We start from the raw sequence: 22,517 nt of genomic DNA, 5'->3' as shown, positions 1-22,517 counted from the left end.
ATAGGTAGTGATAAAATAGGAGGAGAAGAACATATGGCGTTGTATATCATTTTAGCAATTATTGTTATAGTACTGATTATTATCGGTGTATTATTCTATATGCGTTCTAATAAAAGCCAAATGATTGAAAAGGCTGAAGAACGAAAGGCTGAGGTAGAAAAATTACCATACGATGAAAGTGTATCTCGGTTATCAAATTTAACATTAACAGGTGAAACAAAATCTACATATGATCGCCTAAACAAAACGTCAGAAGACAGCAAACAGCAATACTTGAAACCACTTGACGAAAAAATCCATAACGCAGAAGGTTTATTATATAAATTTAAATTTTCACAAGCTCAAACAGAAATTGATGAAGCGCATGAGTTAATGGATCAATACGAAGAGAATTATAAAAAAGTAACTGCTGATGTTGAACAAATTCAATCTGTACATAAACAAAACGACAAATTATATGAAGCATGCAAAGTGGATTATCGTGAGATGAAACGAGATGTTCTAGCAAACCGACACCAATTTGGAGAAGCTGCAGAACCGTTAGAACAAGAAATTGAATCATTTGTGCCTGAAATGGAACAGTATGAAGCTTTAAAGGAAGAAGGCAATTATAATCAAGCTCACGATCATATCAAATTATTAAATGAAGATATGAATTACTTGAAAAAGGACATGACTGAAATCCCTGACTTGATTAGGGAAGCTCAAAAAGAATTACCAGGTCAATTCCAAGATTTGAAATATGGCTGTAGAGACTTGAAGGTTGAAGGTTATGATCTTGATCACGTGAAGGTCGATAGTAATTTGCAAACTTTAAAAACGGAATTGAGTTTTGTTGAGCCTATGATTAGTCGTTTAGAACTGGATGACGCGAACGATAAGTTAAACAGTATTAATGATCGTTTAGACGAAATGTATGAATTGATTGAACATGAAGTGAAAGCGAAAAATGATGTAGAAGAAACAAAAGAAGTCATTACAGATAATTTATTTAGAGCAAAGGAAATGAATTATACATTACAAACAGAAATTGAATATGTACGTGAAAATTACTATATTAACGAAAGTGATGTTCAAAATGTACGACAGTTTGAAAATGAAATTCAGAATCTAATTTCTGTATATGATGAAATATTAAAGGAAATGTCAAAGACTGCTGTAAGATATAGTGAAGTTCAAGATAACTTGAAATACATTGAAGAACATGTTGAAGTTATTAATGACAAACAAGAAAAATTACAAAACCATCTTATTCAACTACGTGAAGATGAGGCTGAATCCGAAGAAAATATCTTACGCGTCCAAAGTAAAAAAGAAGAAGTATATCGAAAGCTACTTGCATCTAATTTACCAAGTGTACCTGAAAGATTTATTATTATGAAAAATGAAATTGACTACGAAGTAAGAGAGGTCAATAAAAAGTTCAGTGTGCGTCCAATTCATGTGAAGCAGTTAAAGGATAAAGTAGCGAAAGTCGTATTACAAATGAATAAATTTGAAGACGAAGCTACAGATGTCTTGGTAAATGCAGTTTATGCAGAGAAATTAATCGAATATGGTAATCGTTACCGTAAAGATAATTCAGGTGTAGATAAGAGCTTGAATGAAGCAGAACGATTATTTAAAAATAATAGATATAAACGTTCTATTGAAATTTCAGAACAAGCTTTAGAAAGTGTTGAGCCTGGTGTTACAAAGCACATTGAGTCTCAAGTGACTGGTTAATTATTTTTAAATGTAGAACGGTAGATGAAAGACACGAAATGATTTTATTATTTCGTGTCTTTTCTTTTTTGGAAATACGAGTATAATGCTAAAAGGGTAAGTACATTTATAAATGTACTATTAAATATTAAGGAACTTTAAATCATTTAGGTAATGTTTAATTTGTAAGATAAATTATATTCTAGGTTATAAATATTACCAATTCCATGATAAGTAATAAATTAATTGAGGAGGATAACGTTGTGATATATCTTGATAATGCTGCTACGACCAAACCAAATCAAGATGTTTTAGATACATTTTTAAAGGTGAATCAATCGCTATATTTTAATCCTAATAGTCCACATCAGGCTGGTTTACAAGCAGAACAATTATTAAATCAAGCTAAGGCACAAATCAAATCATTGTTTAATTTAGATAATGAATTTGATATTATTTTTACAAGTGGCGCGACAGAATCAAATAATATTGCACTACAAGGTGTTGCACGTAAGAAAAAATTATTTGCAAATGAAATTATAACCTCGGTTTTGGAACATCCTTCAGTATTAGAAGTGGTGCGCGCTTTAGAAGAAGAAGGCTTTACGATTAAATATGTTGATGTTACTAAAGAAGGTCAAATAGACCTTAAACATTTACAGAGTTTAATGAATGATAAGGTAGGCTTAGTGACTTGTATGCATGTCAATAATATTATGGGACAAATACAACCAATTACTGAAATAGTAGATATTGTCAGTGCATATCCTAAAGCACATTTACATGTTGATGCGGTGCAAGCAGTCGGCAAAGTACCTTTAATCTTTGATGGTGTGGATTCTTTGAGTTTAAGTGGGCATAAGTTTAATGGTCTGAAAGGACAAGGTGTACTATTTGTTCGTAATAGACATGAAATCATACCTGTAATGCAAGGTGGAGGTCAGGAATATGGCTTGCGTAGTGGGACAGTTAATTTACCAGTCGATATTTCTATTGTTAAAGCCTTGAAATATGCTGTGCAGCACATGCAATCATTAAATAGACAACTCAGTCAATACAATGAACAGATCAAGGCATATATACAGAACTTTCCCAATGTAATCATTAATTCACCAAGTGCAGCTGCACCACATATCATAAATATTGGGTTCCCAGGTGTTAAAGGTGAAGTATTAGTGAATGCCTTTTCTAAACACAATGTTATGTTATCAACAACAAGTGCATGTTCGTCTAAGAAATCAAGTTTAAATGAAGTACTATTGGCAATGGGTATACCAGCAAATCAAATCGAAGGAAGTATTCGAATATCATTAGGCGCTAATACGACAGACAATGATATTGAAACCTTTAAAGATAAATTTAAAGCAGTATATGAAGAAGTAAGGGAGTTGTTAAAATGATATATGATCATTTATTAGTAAGGTATGGCGAATTAACATTGAAGGGTGCAAATCGTAAGATGTTCGTCAATCAATTACGTTCAAATGTTAAGCGTTCATTAATGCCGTTACAAGGGTATAAAGTGAAAGCTAATAGAGATAGAATGTATATCGAACTAGATGAAGGTGCAGATATTAAAGAAATGAGTCAAAGGTTATCGAAAGTTTTTGGCATATATTCTATCAGTCCAGTCCTAAAAATAGACAAAACTATGGATGCTATTAAGGAGCAAGCTGTTGAATTTGCTAAAGGGTATAATGACGGTGACACTTTCAAGATTGACGTGAAACGTTCAGATAAACAATTTCCTTATGATACTTATGAAATACAACGAGAAGTTGGTGGTGCTGTATTACAAGGGGCTGAACATGTATCTGTCAATGTTCGCAATCCAGACCATACGATAAAGGTAGAGGTACGCTTAGACGCAGTGTATATTTATGATGAAGTTATTCCGGGGGCGGGCGGCTTGCCTGTTGGCACTGGTGGTAAGACATTATTGATGTTATCTGGTGGTATTGATTCTCCGGTTGCAGGTATGGAAGTCATGCGCCGCGGTGTTACGATTGAAGCGATTCACTTTCATAGTCCGCCGTTTACAAGTGAGAAAGCAAAGGAAAAGGTTATTGAACTGACACGTATCTTATCTGCACATGTGGGTCCTATCAAATTGCATATTGTGCCATTCACCACATTACAGAAACAAGTAAATAAAGTGGTTCATGAACGTTATACAATGACGTCTACAAGACGAATGATGATGCGTGTTGCTGATAAATTAGTACATCAAATTGATGCTAATGCTATCGTAAATGGTGAGAATTTAGGGCAAGTCGCAAGTCAAACGTTAAAGAGTATGTATGCAATTAATCATGTCACTTCTACGCCTGTATTACGTCCATTGTTAACTTTGGATAAAGAAGAAATTGTTAAAAAGGCTAAAGCAATTGGTACTTATGACGTGTCAATTCAACCATTTGAAGATTGTTGCACGATTTTCACGCCAAAGAATCCTGTTACTGAACCTGATTTTGATAAAGTTGAAAAGTATGAAGATGGCTTTGATTTTGAACCACTTGTTCAAGAAGCGGTGGATGGTATTGAAACACTGACTATAACTAAAGATTATCAAAGTGATAAAGATACAGAAACACAAGCACTGGCAGACGATTTATTTTAATTCATGAAATATGTACGTCAAGCTTAGGTAGCTCAAGTGTAAACTGTTTTGAAATCATGAATATAAAGGGGTAATCAAATGTTAGAGTGGAATGTATCAATAGTAATTATAGTGATATTGTTAGGATTTTTAGCAGCATTTATAGATGCTGTTGTGGGCGGTGGTGGACTGATTTCTATCCCCGCATTATTAGCAGTCGGAATGCAACCCTCAATGGCGTTGGGTACTAATAAATTAGCCAGTGCCTTTGGTTCGATGACGAGTGCATTTAGATTTTTACGCTCTGGTAAAGTAGATTTAAAGATAGTTGCCAAATTATTCCCGATTATTTTTGTTATGGCAATGATTGGGGCTAGTGTTGCTACATTTTTACCTGCTGAACTTTTAAAGCCGGTTGTAATTGTAGTGTTAACATTAGTGATGATTTACACTTTAGTGAAAAAGGACTGGGGCAGTGTACGAACATTTACGAAACTTAGTCTAGGTAAGGCGATTTTATTTGTTTCACTTATGTGTTTAATTGGTTTCTATGATGGTTTCCTCGGTGGAGGTACCGGTTCGTTTATGTTATTTGTTTTATTAATGTTTGGATTTGATTTTTTAGGTGCAGCTGGTAATGCAAAAGTACTCAATTTTGCTTCGAACCTAGGTGCACTCATCTTGTTTATTTGTCTACATGAAGTTGATTATTTTTATGGTTTGATTATGGCAGTAAGCATGATTGCAGGGTCTTATGTTGGTGCACAATTTGCAATTAAAAAAGGTGTAGGATATGTAAAAGGGTTATTTATAGTTGTAACTGCCATTTTAATTATTAAAAATATTTATGATTATATTACACAAATGTCATAAGTTCTGATGATATCAATTCAATATAAATAGGGGGTGACCGCATCATTAACATGTATTGTTAATGATGTGGTCTTTGTTGTTAGTAGCACTGTTTATATGTATTAAATTGTTTCAATTAACATAAAAAATTTTGTAGCATAGTTGTAGCTTGATGATGTGTAAAATGAACACATTAATCGTTATTCAATATGAGCTATTATTTAATTGGGGTAATGATAATGGGTCATTTATTTTGAAAAAATGAATGATTTGTATTATTTAAAGTAATTATAAACAATTTTAAATCAGAAAATTTTATTTCAAGACTATAAAAAGTTATAATGAAAAGGAAAGCACTTATTTATAGGAGGCGTACAAATGACGCAAATTACATTTAAACAAGAACCAATGACATTATCAGGCTCACAAGTAAACGAAGGAGATGTGGCTCCGGACTTTACAGTATTAGACAACGACTTAAATGCGGTGAATTTATCAACTTACGATGGCCAAAAGAAATTAATTAGTGTTGTGCCATCTATAGATACAGGTGTATGTGATCAACAAACACGTAAATTTAACGAAGAAGCAGCACAAGAAGAAGGTGTTGTATTAACGATTTCTGCTGATTTACCATTTGCACAAAAAAGATGGTGTGCAGCTAATGGTTTAGATAACGTAGTTACTTTAAGTGACCATAAAGATCTTTCATTTGGTAAAAATTATGGTGTAGTAATGGATGACTTACGTTTATTAGCGCGTTCAGTATTCGTTTTAGATAAAGATAATAAAGTTGTTTATACTGAAATCGTTCCAGAAGGAACTGATTTCCCTGATTTCGAATCTGCATTAGCAGCATATAAAAACTTATAATTTAATAAATGTATGATTGAAAAACTTTTAACTTAGTAACTGTAGTTTAACAATCAAACAGTATCATTGACATTATAAAGCATACTGTCCATAATTATTTGGTAATATGAGTTAGTTATTAACTTATTTCAAACGAATTATGGACAGTTTTTTTAGAAAGGACTATTAAATGGCACAAGAAGAAACAGTAACAATAATGGAAAAATTATTTAAAGCGCTTGACGAAAAGGCAAAATCATTAAATGAGGAAAATGGTCAAAGTTTTATTGAAAACTTAGGGCTAGCTATGGAAGATATATATAGAAATAATAGAGACCTTTTAGAACAGGCTACATTACAAGATCGTAGAAAGGCATTTCAATTTTCTTATCTAAGCTTACTACAACAAGAAGATATACAAGCGAATCACCAAATCACACCTGACTCTATTGGTTTGATTCTTGGATTTTTAGCACAACGCTTTTTAAAGAAAAATGAAGAAATGCACATCGCAGATATCGCAAGTGGGGCAGGTCATTTAAGTGCTTCAGTACATGAAGTGTTATCTGATCATACATTAATGCATCATTTAGTTGAAGTAGATCCAGTATTATCAAGAGTGAGCGTTCACTTAGCTAATTTCTTAGAAATACCATTTGATGTTTACCCACAAGATGCAATTATGCCACTGCCTTTTGAAGATGCAGACGTAGTTATTGGGGATTTACCTATTGGTTATTATCCAGTTGATGATCGAAGCCAAGAAATGGCTCTGGGCTTTAAAGAGGGGCATAGTTATTCACATCATTTATTAATAGAACAAGCAGTAACGGCATTGAAACAATCAGGTTATGCTTTCTTAGTAGTACCGAGCAATATCTTTGAAGGTGATAATGTGAAACAGTTACAGAATTTCATTGCAACAGAAACAGAAATGCAAGCATTTTTAAATTTACCTGCCACATTGTTTAAAAATGAAAATGCACGTAAATCAATATTAGTGCTACAGAAGAAAGAAGCTCAAATCACGAAACCTGTAGAAGTATTGCTTGCCAATATACCTGACTTTAAAAACCCACAACAGTTCCAGGCATTTTTACAAGATTTGAATGCATGGATGGAGCAAAATCACCCTGAAAATTAAACTGTAATACTCTTGAATTCAACCTGTATTAATGATTAAATAGATATGGATATAAAAAACTTAATTAAAATTGGAGGCATTATGTTTATGTCAAAATTAGTTTTGGCCATTAACGCTGGTAGTTCATCATTGAAATTTCAACTTATTGAAATGCCGGACGAAAAGCTTGTTACTAAAGGACTTATCGAAAGAATTGGTTTAAAGGACTCTATTTTTACTATTGAAGTCAATGGAGAAAAAATTACAGAAGTAAACGATATCGCGAATCATGAAGATGCCGTAAATATTATGTTAGAAAGCTTTAAAAAGCATGGTATTATCGACAGCATTTATGATATAGATGGTACAGGTCATCGTGTTGTACATGGTGGAGAGCTATTCCCTGAATCAGTATATGTTACTGATGAAGTAGAAAAGCAAATCGAATCATTAAGCGAATTGGCACCATTACACAACCCTGCAAACTTAATGGGAATTCGTGCTTTCCGTAAATTGTTACCAGAAATTCCACATGTTGCTGTATTTGATACTTCATTCCACCAAACTATGCCTGAAAAATCATTCCTTTATAGTTTGCCATATCAATATTATGAAGAATACGGCATTAGAAAATACGGTTTCCATGGTACGAGCCATAAATATGTATCTCAACGTGCAGCTGAAATACTAGGTAAACCATTAGAAGAATTGCGTATTATTTCTTGTCATATTGGGAACGGTGCATCAATTGCTGCTATCGATGGCGGTGAATCTGTAGATACATCAATGGGATTCACACCATTAGCAGGTGTAACGATGGGTACGCGTTCAGGTAATATCGACCCTGCTTTAATTCCATTTATTATGGAAAAAACAGGTAAGAGTGCTGAAGAAGTATTAAACACATTGAACAAAGAATCAGGATTACTTGGTATTTCTGGAACTTCTAGTGATTTGCGTGACATCATTGAAGAGTCTAAAGAAGGTAAGGAAAGAGCGCAACTTGCATTAGACGTATTTGCATCTCGAATTCATAAATATATTGGTTCATATGCGACACGTATGCATGGCGTAGATGTTATTGTCTTTACTGCAGGTGTCGGTGAAAATTCTGATCCAGTAAGAGCCAAAGTATTAGAAGGTTTGGAATTTATGGGAGTTTACTGGGACGCTAAGAAGAATGAAGGTATCCACGGTGAAGAAGGCTTTATCAACTATCCGCATTCTCCAGTAAAAGTCATTGTAATTCCTACAAATGAAGAAGTTATGATTGCAAGAGATGTTGTTGAATTTGGTAACGTTAAATAATAGTTACCTAGAGAAAATTAATAGGATAAACGCTTCATAACATATTAGTAGTCACTCTATATTGTCTATAGGGTGACTACTTTTTTGTGAAATTATAAATTTATCATAAATATTGAATTGTTAAAATTACACAATTAGTTTGATTTATCTTCTGGTTGAACCTCAAAAGCAATTAATTCAGTTTTTTGTGATTGATTAAAGTTATTATCTGTCACAAGTACTAGACTGTCATTGCCATTTGGTAATTGCTTGCCAAATGTCATACCTTCAATGTTGTCAATCTTACCAATGTCCTGTTCATTTAGGTTGGCAACCAGTTGTTTATGAACAGGTTTGATTTTTTTATCCTTAATTGAGTCCATATTTTTTATTTCAGTAGTATTTTTAGTGTCAAATTTATAAATACGTACATAATTATGGTATGCTCCGTCAGCTGTTTGGACACTTGCACGTTCCAATGCTAAAAATTCATGATTATTAATCGCTAGCATTTCGGAAATGCCATTTTCTGCTGTCTTATTTGCACCAGGATTACCAGGTACAGCATCGAGAGGGTATGCATATTCTGATATTAACTCACCATTGCGATTATATTGAGTAATTCGTGTAAACGATCCAGAACGTGTAGTTGATATTTGTCCGTCTTGTAGCAGTGAACCTTCCATTGAAGTCCAAATTGACTGCCCGTCTGTTGAAAATGTGCTGCCTTCTAGCGCAAGGTTATTTCTAAAGCCATGTTTATTATCTTTATCCATTTTTATATTGTTTGTAATAGGTATGTCAGCAAGAAACTGACCTGTTAAATCAGCTTCTCTTATAAAGGGATTTAAGCCTAAGGAACGGTCACCCTCACTCGTATATAATATGTTTTGTGTTATTGGATCTATTCTAATTGATTCTATGTCTGCCACTGCCTGATTCTCTTGATGTTTGTATTTATTTTTATTTGGATAGCTTGAACCATCAGGTTGTTTGAATGTATGTACATTAGTGAATTTTGTGTGCTTAAAGCCATGTTGATTATAATTAATTTTTGCTTCGTAAAATCTTGCAGGACTCTTTTCTGAACGGTCATCACTTGCTAGATACCAATTGTTGTTTTTAGCATCGTACGAGATACCTGATAAACCACCAACAGTTGTGCCTTTGTATGATTGATTGTGAGGTATGGTTGTTGTATCTATCCATTTCAAATGTTCAACTGAATGGTTTTGTTGAGATTGAGCATCTATGTATGTATGGGAGTTCAGAGTTGAAATTGAAATCATGCCAATTGTAATACTAGAAATGATTAATTTGTTTAAATTGCGCATGCGCTTCATCCTTTCATTCTTGAGTTAAATCTATCATAAAGTAGATTTATGAAGTGAACATGAAGATAATTTATCAATTGGATTAATATGATAATTTTCATATTAATGCAACTTCAGGTTTGAGAAATTTACAGTGTAGGTGACGTGAAATTTTTAGTTTGAATGTTAGCTTTTGAAGTTAGTAGGGTGATTTAAGTTATATCTTTAATGAATAAAAAATCGACAACTTCTATGTGATATCAATAGAAATTGTCGATTTTCATTTGTCTAAGTGAATATAACTTAGGCATTTATCTAGAAAATATTTGAGATTATATTACTGCGCGTCTAATGACCGGCAAAGTAATATACAATCAATATTAACGAGCTTGGTATTGTGATCTGAATTCATCAGTTGCTACTTGTGGTTGGAAGTCCTCTGGGATTTCTTCAGTTCTAACGACTAATACATCACAAGGTGAATGGCGAACAATTGCTTCAGATACAGATCCTACGATAAAACGTTCAACAGCATTGAGTCCTGATGTACCACACATAATTAAATCTGCATCTACATCAGCAGCTAATTTTTTAGGAATAATTGCTTTAGGTGAACCAAATTCTAAGCGTGTTTCCACATTTGCGACACCTGCGTTTGTAGCGACTTCCTTATAGCCGTTGAGAAGATCTTCGGAAAAATTCTTAGATTTCTCAGTGAACTGTGCATCATATACTTCATATGATGAGTAAGTTCTAGAATCAATTACATTTACGACTGTTAGTTTCGCGTCGTTACGTTTTGCAACATCTACAGCTTTGTTAAATGCCCATTCAGCTTCATGTGATCCATCTACAGCAATTAAAATATTTTTATAAGTTAGCATCACAATTACCTCCTTAATTCTTCTTGGTTATAGTATACCACCATTTACAGAATATTAACACAATTTCAATGTTGTAAAACTTCCCTAAACTATGATTGCGCTTTCATAAGATACGCGTTACTATAAATTTGGAGGTGGATGTAATGATTATTGGTATTCCAAAAGAAATAAAAAATAATGAAAACAGGGTGAGTCTTTCACCAAGTGGTGTTCACGCTTTAGTTGAACAAGGACATACTGTAATAGTTGAACAATCTGCAGGTTTGGGGTCATATTTTGAAGATGTTGACTATACAGAAGCAGGGGCTAAAATTGTTAAGGACCCATCCGAAGTATGGGACGTAGATATGGTGATGAAAGTTAAAGAACCATTGGAAGAAGAATTCCAATTCTTTAAAGAGGGACTAATTTTATTCACTTATTTACATTTAGCAAACGAAGAAAAATTAACAAGAGCGTTATTAGACAATAAAGTGGTAGGTATTGCGTATGAAACTGTACAATTACCTGATCGCTCATTGCCACTATTGACACCAATGAGTGAAGTAGCGGGACGTATGTCAGCTCAAATTGGTGCAGAGTTCTTACAAAAATATAAAGGCGGTATGGGTATCTTATTAGGTGGCGTACCGGGTGTATCTAAAGGCCGTGTATCTATTATTGGTGGCGGACAAGCCGGAACAAATGCAGCTAAAATTGCATTAGGACTTGGTGCAGATGTTACAATTTTAGATGTAAATCCAAAACGTTTACAAGAAATTGATGATTTGTTTGATGGTAGAGTGCATACTATCATGTCAAATCCTTTAAATATAGAGAATTGTGTTAAAGATAGTGATTTAGTTATCGGAGCAGTTTTAATACCAGGTGCAAAAGCACCAAACTTGGTAACTGAAGAAATGGTTAAAGGTATGAGAGACGGGGCTGTAATTGTTGACATTGCCATTGACCAAGGTGGTATTTTTGAAACTACGGACCATATTACTACACATGATGCGCCAACATATAAAAAACATGGTGTTGTCCATTATGCTGTGGCAAATATGCCAGGTGCAGTTCCAAGAACATCAACGATTGCATTAAATAATGCTACATTACCATATGCACAACAGCTTGCTGGTAAAGGTTATTTAAAGGCTCTACAAGATAATCCAGCATTGGCATTAGGTTTAAATACTATTAATGGACAGTTGACAAACAAAGGCGTGGCAGAGGCATTTGATATGTCATACAGTGCAATTGATGCAGCCTTAAAATAAGCTTTATAATCAATTGACATGGATTGATTATAAATAAACAGATCATCACTTAGAGGTTATATACAATCGTTAGTGATGACCTGTTTTTTTGTTGGTATAAGTTATTTAAGTCGTTTTGCAAATAGTTTATAGGATACCCTTAAACTATTTTAGTACCATGTACTTCTTGGAAGGGGAAAGCGTCAAGTAAAGCTTGAACATTATCTTTCGTTACGCCTCCTCCAGGCATAATTTCAATTTTTCCGCCAGAATTGACGACTAATTTTCCTAAATGATTTAAATTATCGAAAATATTAGTTCCAGCAGGACCGCCATGAGTTAATAAACGTGTGAACCCTAAATCGATTAATTGGTGTAATGCTTTGATTTGACCTCGTTGGTGAATCTCATCGAAGGCCATATGACAAACTGATTGAACCGGTGCGGCAAGTTGCTTTAAAGTCTTCATTTGCCATTCATTAAGTGTGTAATCTTCAGTTAGACATCCAAATACAAAATAATCGACATTGTGTGACTTTAATGCTTTGATATCACGCTGCATAATTTCAATATCATATAGACTATAGACGAAATTACCGCCACGTGGTCTAATCATCACTGCCAGTTCAACATGATTGATATGGCAAATTTCAGCCGCAATTTCTGTCATACCATAGCTTGGAGTTGTACCACCCACTGCTAAATTATCGCATAATTCAATACGGTTAGCGCCATTTGCAATAGCTTCTTCAACTTGTTGAATCGTTTCTACTACAGCTTCTTTAATCATTTTTCATATCCCGTTAAAATTTCATAACCGTCTTCTGTAACTAAGATATCATCTTCAATACGTACACCTGCAATACCAGGTACATATATACCAGGTTCCACAGTGACTACCATACCAGCCTCGAATTGATTATTATTAGAACTAGATACATCTTGATATTCATGCTCCTCTAAGCCTAAACCATGTCCAAGTCTGTGAGGGAAATATTCGCCATAACCCGCTTCGCTGATAATATTTCTAGCAATTGCATCTACATCTTTAATTGTAACACCAGGTTTAATTGCGGCGATTGCTGCTAGTTCAGCCTTTAATACCACATCATAGATAGCTTGCGCTTCTTTACTTGGAGTTCCAAATTGAACTGTTCGTGTCATATCACTGCAATAATTATCATAAATGACACCTAAATCAAATAACACAAATTCATCCTGTTGAAGCTTACGATTTCCAGGTGTACCATGTGGTGACGCTGCATGATCGCCGAATAGGACCATCGTATCGAAACTCATTTCATTTACACCATAGCGTTTAATTTCATTTTCAATATGATTGACAACTTCACGCTCTGTAACACCTTCGGATAAGTATGCTACGCCAATTTCAATACACTTATCTGCAAGTTCACAAGCTTTTTTAATTTTTGTAATTTCACTTTCACTCTTCACGTTGCGTAGTGCTTTGATTGTTTGATCAATATCACCAAATTGATTGACGTTAAATGCATCGATTAATTCACGTTGACGGTGTACTGTTAAGTGATGTGCTTCGATTAGTAATTTATTATACGTTGCTTGATGTTTATCTAAAGCATTTTCAGTATCTAAATAACCAATGATTTCACCTTCGAAAGGAGAGTTCTTTACTTCGTCAACTTCTAGTTGTGGGCAAAATAAAATTTGTTCACCATTATTCTTAATTAATAATGCTAATAAACGCTCATGAGGATCACTTAAATAGCCTGTAAAATAAAAAATATTCAATGGTGTGGTAATCCATGCTGCATCAGCTTGCTGTTGCTGTAATTCGGTTGTAATTTGTTCTAATTTCATAAATTAAATCATCCTCCTGTATTCATGCTCACTACAATTTTATGTTAGTTTCTTGTGGAATTCAAAACTTTAATGTTTTTTCAGGAAAATCTACATTATATAGTGAGCATTTAGGTTAGACTTGTGTTATAAAAATACGTTCACGTGGTATAGTAATTTCAAATAGACAATTGGGAGGATTTAACTATTATGAAATTATCTTTTCATGGACAATCAACAATATATTTTGAAGCTAATGGTAAGAAGGTTATCGTTGACCCATTTATTACAGGAAACGAGCTTTCAGATTTAGATCCTAGTACGTTAGAGGTTGATTATATTATTTTAACGCATGGTCATGGTGATCATTTTGGTGACACTGTTGAACTAGCCAATAGAAATCATGCTACTGTTATTGGATCTGCTGAACTAGCTGATTATATTACTACAAATAAAAATGTGGAAAATGTCAGACCGATGAATATTGGTGGTAAAGCTGAATTTGAATTTGGTAGCGTGAAATTTGTACAAGCATTTCATAGTTCAAGTCTAACTGATGATAATGGAATACCAGTTTATTTAGGTATGCCAATGGGCGTAGTATTAGAAATTGAAGGTAAGACGATTTATCACACAGGTGATACAGGACTATTTAGTGATATGAAATTAATTGCGGATCGTCATCCAGTAGATATTTGCTTCGTACCAATCGGTGATAATTTCACTATGGGTATCGACGATGCAAGTTATGCAATAAATGAATTTATTAAACCGAAATTGACGGTTCCAATTCACTATAATACATTTGATTTAATCAAACAGGATCCAAACGAGTTTCAAGCAGCAGTCTCAGTTGGTGAAGTACAAATATTAGAACCTGGTGAAGCTGTAAAATTTTAATTAATTAATAAGTTATGGAGAAATCGTATATATACGATTTCTCCATAGCTTATTTTTTTGTGTCTACAGAAAATAGAATATTATTCCCAAACGTTACTTAAACAATAATTTATGGTAATTGGATTTTTTGAGTTATGGATATTATGTTTCGTTAAAGGGTTGGTATGTATAGAGTTACCATGTCTGTGCTAATGTTGCAGGGAAGATTATTTATAATATGAGATGCGATAAACAAAAATAAAAAGCCTGAAGAACTTTGTAGAACTTCAGACTTTTTAATATTATTTTACAATGAGTACAGGGATGTTCGCTCGTTTAGCAACTTTATGACTTACGCTACCCAAGACGAATTTTTTCTTATCTTCGGCTTTTCGGTTACTTAAGACGACGATTTCGTATTTACCGCTATTTGCGTGTTTGACTAATTCTTCCTTGGCATTACCACGTACAATAATTTCATCATAGTTTATGCCATAATCATCTAGGGCATTACGTGTACTTTCTAAACCTTCACTACGTTTTTCAACAAGTTTATCTAGATGTACACCAGATTTGATTGAAGTTTGTGCGTCTTGTTCGCTAATTGCATTTAAAATCGTTACAATAGTACCTTCGCCTGATAATTTTGAAACTTGTTCTAAAGCTTTTTCATTTTTAAGTGTTGTATCTACACCGAGTAAAATATTTTTGAACATTCGTTCATCCCTCCTTAAATAGTATTTTAATAAAAGACTAATCATAATTGCAATTAAATTATAATAATTTACATATAAATATGGCAAAATAGAATTTTAATGCCAACTTTACTCCAAAGGAGACTAAAATTTATTATAAATCACTATATTTTGAATTGTTACATCGCATTTTTATATATAAAAAGTTATAATATCAGAGAAACGGTTCAAAAATAAATGAGGTTATTCACATGACAAAACATGAACAAATATTATCTTATATTGAATCACTCGCTATCGGGCAGAAAATTTCTGTTCGTAAAATAGCAAAGGACTTAAATGTTTCGGAGGGGACTGCTTACCGTGCAATCAAAGACGCAGGACAACTAGGGCTGGTTGCAACGATTGATAGAGTAGGTACTGTACGTATTGAAAAGAAATCAAGAGAGCAAATCGAACAATTGACCTTTGGTGAAATAGTAAAGATAATTGATGGACAAGTATTAGGCGGGCGTAATGGATTAATAAAAACATTGTCAAAATTTGCAATCGGCGCGATGGAGATAGAGGATGTAATTAAGTACTTAAGTGCACATACCTTGCTTATTGTAGGTAATAGAAAGGACGTTCAGTTAGCAGCATTGGAAAGAGGAAGTGCCGTGTTGATAACTGGCGGATTTAGCACTTCGAATGAGATTATTAAATATGCTGACGAACATGATTTACCGATTATTTCTTCGAATTATGATACTTACTTAGTAGCAAATATTATCAATAGAGCTATGTATAACCAAATGATTCGTAAGGAAATTTTGGTCGTTGAAGATATTGTAAAGTCCGTACAAGGTGATACAGTTATATTTGATCATATGACTCTGGCTGATTATAAAGATAAAGCTAAGAAAACTGGTCATACTCGCTTTCCAGTGATTGATGAAGATTGGCGTTTAGTTGGTATCGTAACCAGTAAGGAAATTATTAAGATGGATGAACAAGATACGATTGCTAATTATATGACTAAATCACCAATCAATGTTCAATTGTCGACCACAGTTGCTAATTGTGCGCATATGATGATTTGGGAAGGTATCGAATTATTGCCTGTAACAACGGTAAGTAAAAAGTTGATAGGGGTTATTACGAGAAAAGATGTATTAACTGCAATGCAATTATTGAGCAGACAACCTCAAGTAGGGGAAACAATTAACGACCAAATTGCTAAGCACATTACCATTGGTGGAGAAGGCATACAAGTTCAGATAACACCTTTGTTAACGAACCAATTTGGCACATTAAGTAAAGCTGTTTTTGTTGCAATTATTGAAGAAACAATTAGATATGAAATTCGAAAGCTAAAAAAACTAGAAGTGATGATTGAGAGTTTGAATATTATATATATTAAAACAGTACAAATCGAATCAGAATTAACGGTACAATATGACATGTTAGATGTTGGTAGAAACTTCGCGAAGTTAGAGGTTAAAATGTCGAATGAAGGCCAACAAGTTGCTAAAGCGATGATTATTTGCCAAATGATAGATTAATGCAGAAAAAATCCATTTTAGAAAAGGAAGAGAGAGAAATGACAACAGAATTTAATGAAATAATGAATAAAATACAAGAAAGTGATACTGTAATTATTCATAGACACGTTAGACCAGACCCTGATGCATACGGTTCACAATTAGGTTTAAAGTCTTACTTGAAGTTAAAGTTTCCAGAGAAAAATATTTATGCCGTTGGAGAAGCTGAACCATCATTAGACTTTATTGGTACGTTTGATACGTTAACAAATGAAGATTACCAAGGAGCATTGGTCATTGTTTGTGACACAGCAAATGCGCCACGTATTAGTGATACACGATTTGATTTAGGTCAGTACCTTATTAAAATTGATCACCATCCCGCAGTGGATCAATACGGTGACTTAAATTATGTTAATGATCAAGCATCTTCTACAAGTGAAATTATATTTGATTTTATAAATCATTTTAACGATATATCATTGATAGATGCCGCAACAGCTAGATTGCTATATTTAGGAATCGTAGGAGATACAGGTCGTTTCTTATTTAATAATACAACGCCGCATACGCTAGAAGTAGCTAGTCATTTATTACAGTTTCCGTTTAGTCATAATGACGAACTGAATAAATTAGGTGAAAAGGATCCAGCCTTATTGCCATTCCAAGGCTATGTTTTACAAAATTTCGATTTAAATGATAAAGGTTTTTGTAAGGTCATCATTACAAAAGAGGTACTAGAGCAATTTGATATTGCACCAAATGAAGCATCATTATTTGTCAATGCGATTGCTGACATTAAAGGCTTGAAAATTTGGGTGTTTGGTGTGGATGAAGGCTCTGAAATCAGATGTCGCATTCGCTCTAAAGGTATTGTAATCAATGATATTGCTAGCGACTTTGGAGGCGGTGGCCATCCAAATGCTTCTGGTGTATCAGTTGCTGATTGGGATCGATTTAATGAATTAGCCGATGCATTAAATAATAAATTATAACAGTTTAGGAGGTATTTGCTGATGGTTGCCCATTTAAATATTCACACAACTTACGACTTATTAAATTCTAGTTTGAGAATTAATGATGTGGTTACTAAAGCCGTTAAAGAGGGGTATTCTGCTTTAGCGATAACAGATACAAATGTATTATATGGTTTACCACAATTTTATGATGCTTGTATTGCAGCAAATATCAAACCTATTTTTGGTATGACGATATATTTAACTGATGGTTTAACTTCATTAGAAACCGTTGTACTTGCGAAGAATGAACATGGCCTGCAGAACCTTTACATGCTTTCTTCAGCCATTAAAATGAAAGATAAAGAAGAAACGCCGGTTGAATGGTTAAAGAAATATGCAGCGGATTTTATTATTATTTTAAAAAAAGTAGATGAAGCACATCAAAATATTGTAGAAACGCTGGTTGAATTTGAAAATGTTTATGTGAACCAAGAGAGCATAACAACATTTGAATTGCCAATTGTATGGGCGCAATCTTCACGATATTTAAATAGGGAAGACAGTGAAACTATAACTGCATTATCAGCAATCAAAAATAATACTAAAATTGATTTAGTTCATGCTGCGCCAGATTATAATGAACATTTATTCAATAATGAAGAAGTTTCATCATTAGAAATTGATAAGGATGTATGGCATCGAACACAAAAAATTGCAACACTTTGCACTGCAGAATTACAATATCATCAATCACTATTACCAAAATTCGCTACGCCGAATGGACAAAGTTCTAAAGCTTATTTATGGTCTATGCTATCAAGTCAATTAGATAAACTGACACTAAACGATAAGCAATCTATTGAGTATCAACAAAGATTAAAGCATGAATATGATGTTATCACTGGTATGGGATTTGAAGATTATTTCTTAATCGTAAGTGATTTAATACACTTTGCTAAAGCGAATGATATCTTTGTAGGGCCTGGACGTGGTTCTGCAGCAGGGTCATTAGTTAGTTATTTATTAAATATAACAACGATAGATCCAATTCAATATAACTTGCTATTTGAACGTTTTTTAAATCCTGAACGTGTGACAATGCCTGATATCGATATAGACTTTGAAGATACAAAAAGAGATGAAGTGATTCAATATGTACAAGATAAATATGGTCCACACCATGTGGCGGGTATCGTTACGTTTGGACATTTATTAGCAAGAGCTGTGGCAAGAGATGTTGGTAGAATCATGGGCTTTGATGAAATAACATTAAATGAAATTTCTAAACTTATACCTCATAAACTTGGAATTACTTTGGATCAAGCATATGAAATACCAGAATTTAAAGCATTTGTACATAGAAATCATAGACATGAGCGTTGGTTTGACTTAAGTAAAAAGCTAGAAGGGCTTCCTCGACATACATCAACACATGCGGCGGGAATTATAATAAATGATCATCCCTTATATGAGTATGTACCACTTACTAATGGTGATAATGGTTTATTAACACAATGGACGATGACGGAAGCAGAGCGTATAGGCTTATTGAAAATAGATTTCCTCGGTTTGCGTAATTTATCTATCATTCATCAAATTGTGAATCAAGTGAGAAAAGACAAAAATATTACAATCAATATAGAAGATATCCCTTTTGATGATCCAAAGGTCTTTGAATTATTATCGCGAGGAGACACAACAGGTATATTCCAACTTGAGTCAGATGGTATACGTAATGTTTTGAAAAAATTACAACCAGAACATTTTGAAGATATTGTTGCAGTTACTTCACTTTATAGACCAGGCCCTATGGAAGAAATTCCAACTTATATATCTAGAAGACATAACCCAGAAAAGGTTATATATCTGCATAAAGATTTAGCTCCTATCTTACAAAAGACCTTTGGCGTTATTATCTATCAAGAACAAATAATGCAAATCGCTAGTACTTTTGCAAATTTTAATTATGGTGAAGCGGACATTTTAAGGCGTGCGATGAGTAAGAAAAATCGTGCAGTATTAGAAAAAGAACGTAAGCATTTCGTAGATGGTGCGCTGCAAAATGGCTATGATGAAAGTTTAAGTAAACAAATTTTTGATTTAATACTGAAATTTGCTGATTATGGTTTTGCACGTGCGCATGCGGTGAGTTACTCAAAAATTGCTTATATCATGAGTTATTTAAAAGTACATCATCCGAACTATTTCTATGCAAATATCTTAAGTAATACGATTGGGAGTGAAAAGAAAACAGCCCAAATTATCGATGAAGCCAAACAGCAAAATATTAATATACTAAGTCCAAATATCAATTATAGTCATTGGTTCTATAAAGCAACAACAAAAGGTATTTATTTGTCTATTGGTGCGATTAAAGGCGTGGGATATCAAAGTGTGAAATTGATTGTCGATGAACGCCATGCTAATGGACAATTTAAAGATTTTTTTGATTTTGCAAGAAGAATTCCAAAGCGAATCAAGACAAGAAAGTTATTCGAAGCATTAATATTAGTTGGTGCTTTTGATGATTTAGGTAAAAATAGGGCGACGCTACTTCAATCAATTGATCAAGTTTTAGATGATGTATCTAATGTTGAACAAGATGGATTTATATTTGACGTGTTAACACCTAAAGCCTCCTATGCAGAAACAGAGGAACTCGAAGATCAAGTATTAAGTGATTATGAAAAGGAATACTTAGGATTTTACGTTTCCACCCACCCTGTTGAAAAGGCATTTGAACAAAAACAATATTTAGGTATTTTCAAATTAAATAATGCTAGAGATAATCAGCCGATTTTTATACAAATTGATAGTAGTCGTAGAATACGTACTAAAAAGGGTCAAAACATGGCCTTTGTAGTCCTCAATGATGGCATCAATACGCTAGATGGTGTGATGTTTCCAGATACCTTTAAAAGGTTTGAAACCGACTTAGCTGATGGTGCAACCTATGTAGTAAGAGGTAAATTCGAACAACGTAATAATAAACGCCAGTTAATTATTCAACATATTGAAAGTATTGAGCATTTTGAATCAGAGAAATTAAACCATGCACAACAAATAGTCATCAGGAATGTAGATGACCTTACGGATATTCAACAAATATTGTCTCAGACTGAACATAATCAGATACCGGTAAATTATTATGATGAATCGACAAAACAATTAAAAACAATTGGACATATTTCTATTGAAAACAACCAAATTGCACTGTTGTTGAAAAAGCTATCACCATGGGATATAAGAATAATTTAACTTTATTCACCCTTTAAACTATGGTATAGTTGACTGATGGTTGAGTAATATTGACCATCAGTTTTAATTTTTAAAAAATTAAAAAATCAAACGATTAAATAATAAATATCTATATGTTTTTATTACAATCAATAACCCGCCAAATTTTTTACGATTTGGTAACGATATCATTTGTAATTTGCGTTATAGTGTAATAAAAATATATATGACGAATCATTATATTAAATGAATGTAAAGGGGTAGATTCACGTGACATTAAGAGACGAAGCTTTACAAATGCATAGAGAAAATCAAGGTAAATTAGAAGTAGCACCTAAAGTTAAAGTTACAAATAAAGAAGAGTTGAGTTTAGCGTATTCACCAGGTGTAGCTGAACCATGTAAGGAAATACATGAGGACCCTCGTAAAGTATTTGAATATACTATGAAAGCAAATACTGTAGCAGTAGTAACTGACGGTACGGCTGTATTAGGTTTAGGTAACATTGGTGCAGAAGCAAGTATTCCAGTTATGGAAGGTAAAGCTGTACTATTCAAGAGCTTTTCAGGAATTGATGGTGTACCAATTGCTTTAAATACTACGGATACAGACGAAATAGTGAATACAGTGAAACTGTTAGAACCAAACTACGGCGGTATTAACTTAGAAGATATTTCAGCGCCACGTTGCTTTGAGATAGAAGAACGCCTTAAAAAAGAAACCAAAATCCCGGTATTCCACGATGATCAACATGGTACAGCTATCGTTACTGTCGCTGGTATGATTAACGCATTAAGAATAGTTGATAAAGATCTATCTGACATTAAAGTTGTATTAAATGGTGCAGGTGCAGCAGGCATTGCAATCGTTAAACTATTATATTCTTATGGCGTACGAGATATGATTATGTGCGATTCTAAAGGTGCGATCTATGAAGGGCGAGACTATGGTATGAATGATACTAAAGCTTATGTTGCTAAATGGACTAACAGAGATAAAAAAGATGGTAGCTTAAACGACATCATTCAAGATGCAGATGTATTTATTGGCGTTTCTGTGGCCGATTTATTAACAAAAGAAATGGTAGAATCTATGGCAGATGATCCAATTATCTTCGCAATGGCAAATCCTAATCCTGAGATTAAACCGGATATTGCTAAAGCAGCAGGTGCTAAAGTGATTGGAACAGGTCGTTCTGACTATCCAAACCAAATTAACAATGTATTAGCATTCCCAGGTATCTTTAGAGGTGCTTTAGATGTAGAAGCAACACATATTAACGAAGAAATGAAACAAGCAGCCGTAGAAGCGATTGCTAATTTAATTGAGCCTGATGAATTGAATGCAGATTATTGTATTCCAGGACCGTTTGATAAACGCGTTGCACCGTCTGTTGCAAGAGAAGTTGCAAAAGCAGCAATGGAATCAGGTGTCGCAAGAGTTGATGTTGATCCTGAATCAATTTATGATAAGACAATGAAATTAACAGATTTAGATAAATAATAATCATAATTGCTTATTTCAAACGTATTAAATGGTTATGTATGGGAAAGT

Annotated in this window: 18 protein-coding genes; 13 read left to right on the top strand and 5 right to left on the bottom strand. The window is 33.6% G+C overall.

Going from position 1 to position 22,517, the window contains the following annotated elements; translation table 11 throughout:
- Positions 1-33: 33 nt before the first annotated feature.
- The 7 genes from ezrA to ACF91D_RS24545 all read left to right on the top strand — a co-directional run bounded on the left by ezrA (position 34) and on the right by ACF91D_RS24545 (position 8,438).
- Positions 34-1,725 carry a septation ring formation regulator EzrA gene (gene ezrA / locus ACF91D_RS24575; RefSeq protein ID WP_119624755.1) on the top strand — a complete coding sequence of 564 codons (1,692 nt, stop codon included), beginning with the start codon at positions 34-36 and terminating at the stop codon, positions 1,723-1,725.
- A gap of 242 nt (positions 1,726-1,967) precedes the next feature.
- On the top strand, positions 1,968-3,104 hold the full coding sequence (locus ACF91D_RS24570; RefSeq protein ID WP_107526689.1) for a cysteine desulfurase family protein: 1,137 nt from the start codon (positions 1,968-1,970) through the stop codon (positions 3,102-3,104).
- Positions 3,101-4,324 (top strand): tRNA uracil 4-sulfurtransferase ThiI, encoded by a 1,224-nt coding sequence (gene thiI / locus ACF91D_RS24565; protein WP_107526690.1) that lies wholly within the window; start codon positions 3,101-3,103, stop codon positions 4,322-4,324. The genes ACF91D_RS24570 and thiI overlap by 4 nt, the downstream gene beginning before the upstream one ends.
- Before the next feature lie 78 nt (positions 4,325-4,402).
- Positions 4,403-5,176, top strand: a complete 774-nt coding sequence (locus ACF91D_RS24560; RefSeq protein ID WP_042738425.1) for a sulfite exporter TauE/SafE family protein — start codon at positions 4,403-4,405, stop codon at positions 5,174-5,176.
- Positions 5,177-5,533: 357 nt separating this feature from the next.
- Positions 5,534-6,028: a thiol peroxidase gene (gene tpx / locus ACF91D_RS24555; RefSeq protein WP_042738426.1), complete on the top strand. Its 495-nt coding sequence runs from the start codon at positions 5,534-5,536 to the stop codon at positions 6,026-6,028.
- A 169-nt stretch (positions 6,029-6,197) separates the two neighbouring features.
- Positions 6,198-7,151: a class I SAM-dependent methyltransferase gene (locus ACF91D_RS24550; RefSeq protein WP_107512808.1), complete on the top strand. Its 954-nt coding sequence runs from the start codon at positions 6,198-6,200 to the stop codon at positions 7,149-7,151.
- Positions 7,152-7,238: 87 nt separating this feature from the next.
- Positions 7,239-8,438, top strand: coding sequence for an acetate kinase (locus ACF91D_RS24545; protein WP_107526691.1), 1,200 nt, complete (start codon positions 7,239-7,241; stop codon positions 8,436-8,438).
- Positions 8,439-8,572: 134 nt separating this feature from the next.
- Here the strand turns inward: ACF91D_RS24545 and ACF91D_RS24540 are convergent, their stop codons facing one another.
- The gene (locus ACF91D_RS24540; RefSeq protein ID WP_107526692.1) at positions 8,573-9,751 is read right to left on the bottom strand and encodes an esterase-like activity of phytase family protein; all 1,179 of its coding nucleotides are present in this window, start codon (positions 9,749-9,751) and stop codon (positions 8,573-8,575) included.
- Between the two features lie 359 nt (positions 9,752-10,110).
- On the bottom strand, positions 10,111-10,614 hold the full coding sequence (locus ACF91D_RS24535; protein WP_042738430.1) for a universal stress protein: 504 nt from the start codon (positions 10,612-10,614) through the stop codon (positions 10,111-10,113).
- A gap of 143 nt (positions 10,615-10,757) precedes the next feature.
- Here ACF91D_RS24535 and ald point away from each other — a divergent pair, with 143 nt between their 5' ends.
- Positions 10,758-11,873, top strand: coding sequence for an alanine dehydrogenase (ald, locus tag ACF91D_RS24530; protein WP_107512810.1), 1,116 nt, complete (start codon positions 10,758-10,760; stop codon positions 11,871-11,873).
- 139 nt (positions 11,874-12,012) lie between these two features.
- Here the strand turns inward: ald and ACF91D_RS24525 are convergent, their stop codons facing one another.
- Together ACF91D_RS24525 and ACF91D_RS24520 are read right to left on the bottom strand one after the other, a co-directional pair.
- Positions 12,013-12,642 carry a copper homeostasis protein CutC gene (locus ACF91D_RS24525; RefSeq protein ID WP_119624544.1) on the bottom strand — a complete coding sequence of 210 codons (630 nt, stop codon included), beginning with the start codon at positions 12,640-12,642 and terminating at the stop codon, positions 12,013-12,015.
- Complete coding sequence (locus tag ACF91D_RS24520) at positions 12,639-13,691, bottom strand: M24 family metallopeptidase (protein ID WP_107526694.1); 1,053 nt, start codon at positions 13,689-13,691, stop codon at positions 12,639-12,641. Before ACF91D_RS24520 ends, ACF91D_RS24525 begins: the two co-directional genes overlap by 4 nt.
- 189 nt (positions 13,692-13,880) lie before the next feature.
- Here ACF91D_RS24520 and ACF91D_RS24515 point away from each other — a divergent pair, with 189 nt between their 5' ends.
- Positions 13,881-14,570, top strand: coding sequence for a metal-dependent hydrolase (locus ACF91D_RS24515; RefSeq protein WP_107526695.1), 690 nt, complete (start codon positions 13,881-13,883; stop codon positions 14,568-14,570).
- A 281-nt stretch (positions 14,571-14,851) separates the two neighbouring features.
- On the opposite strand, the gene ACF91D_RS24510 is transcribed toward ACF91D_RS24515, so the two are convergent.
- Positions 14,852-15,265 carry a universal stress protein gene (locus ACF91D_RS24510; protein ID WP_042738435.1) on the bottom strand — a complete coding sequence of 138 codons (414 nt, stop codon included), beginning with the start codon at positions 15,263-15,265 and terminating at the stop codon, positions 14,852-14,854.
- 230 nt (positions 15,266-15,495) lie between these two features.
- Between ACF91D_RS24510 and ACF91D_RS24505 the strand changes: the two genes are divergently transcribed.
- From ACF91D_RS24505 to ystJ, 4 genes are all read left to right on the top strand, one after another.
- Positions 15,496-16,788, top strand: a complete 1,293-nt coding sequence (locus ACF91D_RS24505; protein WP_042738436.1) for a DRTGG domain-containing protein — start codon at positions 15,496-15,498, stop codon at positions 16,786-16,788.
- Between the two features lie 38 nt (positions 16,789-16,826).
- Positions 16,827-17,762: a DHH family phosphoesterase gene (locus tag ACF91D_RS24500; protein ID WP_107526696.1), complete on the top strand. Its 936-nt coding sequence runs from the start codon at positions 16,827-16,829 to the stop codon at positions 17,760-17,762.
- 21 nt (positions 17,763-17,783) lie between these two features.
- On the top strand, positions 17,784-20,984 hold the full coding sequence (locus ACF91D_RS24495; RefSeq protein WP_107526697.1) for a DNA polymerase III subunit alpha: 3,201 nt from the start codon (positions 17,784-17,786) through the stop codon (positions 20,982-20,984).
- A 249-nt stretch (positions 20,985-21,233) separates the two neighbouring features.
- A complete protein-coding gene (gene ystJ / locus ACF91D_RS24490) occupies positions 21,234-22,466 on the top strand; it encodes an NADP-dependent malic enzyme (protein WP_107513129.1) in 1,233 nt (410 codons plus the stop codon).
- Positions 22,467-22,517 lie beyond the last annotated feature (51 nt).

The organism is Staphylococcus sp. 231237_7MaSpsaltlick, assembly GCF_043107035.1.
The sequence above is the reverse complement of the archived record's forward strand: the minus strand, read 5'-3'. Positions and strand labels throughout refer to the sequence as shown.

Excerpts from the sequence above, each read along its gene's own strand:
- ACF91D_RS24525 (WP_119624544.1), bottom strand. The coding sequence starts at position 12,642 with ATGATTAAAGAAGCTGTAGTAGAAACGATTCAACAAGTTGAAGAAGCT.
- ACF91D_RS24520 (WP_107526694.1), bottom strand. The coding sequence starts at position 13,691 with ATGAAATTAGAACAAATTACAACCGAATTACAGCAACAGCAAGCTGAT.
- tpx (WP_042738426.1), top strand. The coding sequence starts at position 5,534 with ATGACGCAAATTACATTTAAACAAGAACCAATGACATTATCAGGCTCA.
- ACF91D_RS24535 (WP_042738430.1), bottom strand. The coding sequence starts at position 10,614 with ATGCTAACTTATAAAAATATTTTAATTGCTGTAGATGGATCACATGAA.
- ald (WP_107512810.1), top strand. The coding sequence starts at position 10,758 with ATGATTATTGGTATTCCAAAAGAAATAAAAAATAATGAAAACAGGGTG.
- ACF91D_RS24515 (WP_107526695.1), top strand. The coding sequence starts at position 13,881 with ATGAAATTATCTTTTCATGGACAATCAACAATATATTTTGAAGCTAAT.
- thiI (WP_107526690.1), top strand. The coding sequence starts at position 3,101 with ATGATATATGATCATTTATTAGTAAGGTATGGCGAATTAACATTGAAG.
- ACF91D_RS24560 (WP_042738425.1), top strand. The coding sequence starts at position 4,403 with ATGTTAGAGTGGAATGTATCAATAGTAATTATAGTGATATTGTTAGGA.
- ACF91D_RS24495 (WP_107526697.1), top strand. The coding sequence starts at position 17,784 with ATGGTTGCCCATTTAAATATTCACACAACTTACGACTTATTAAATTCT.
- ACF91D_RS24545 (WP_107526691.1), top strand. The coding sequence starts at position 7,239 with ATGTCAAAATTAGTTTTGGCCATTAACGCTGGTAGTTCATCATTGAAA.
- ACF91D_RS24505 (WP_042738436.1), top strand. The coding sequence starts at position 15,496 with ATGACAAAACATGAACAAATATTATCTTATATTGAATCACTCGCTATC.
- ACF91D_RS24500 (WP_107526696.1), top strand. The coding sequence starts at position 16,827 with ATGACAACAGAATTTAATGAAATAATGAATAAAATACAAGAAAGTGAT.
- ACF91D_RS24540 (WP_107526692.1), bottom strand. The coding sequence starts at position 9,751 with ATGCGCAATTTAAACAAATTAATCATTTCTAGTATTACAATTGGCATG.
- ACF91D_RS24550 (WP_107512808.1), top strand. The coding sequence starts at position 6,198 with ATGGCACAAGAAGAAACAGTAACAATAATGGAAAAATTATTTAAAGCG.
- ACF91D_RS24510 (WP_042738435.1), bottom strand. The coding sequence starts at position 15,265 with ATGTTCAAAAATATTTTACTCGGTGTAGATACAACACTTAAAAATGAA.
- ezrA (WP_119624755.1), top strand. The coding sequence starts at position 34 with ATGGCGTTGTATATCATTTTAGCAATTATTGTTATAGTACTGATTATT.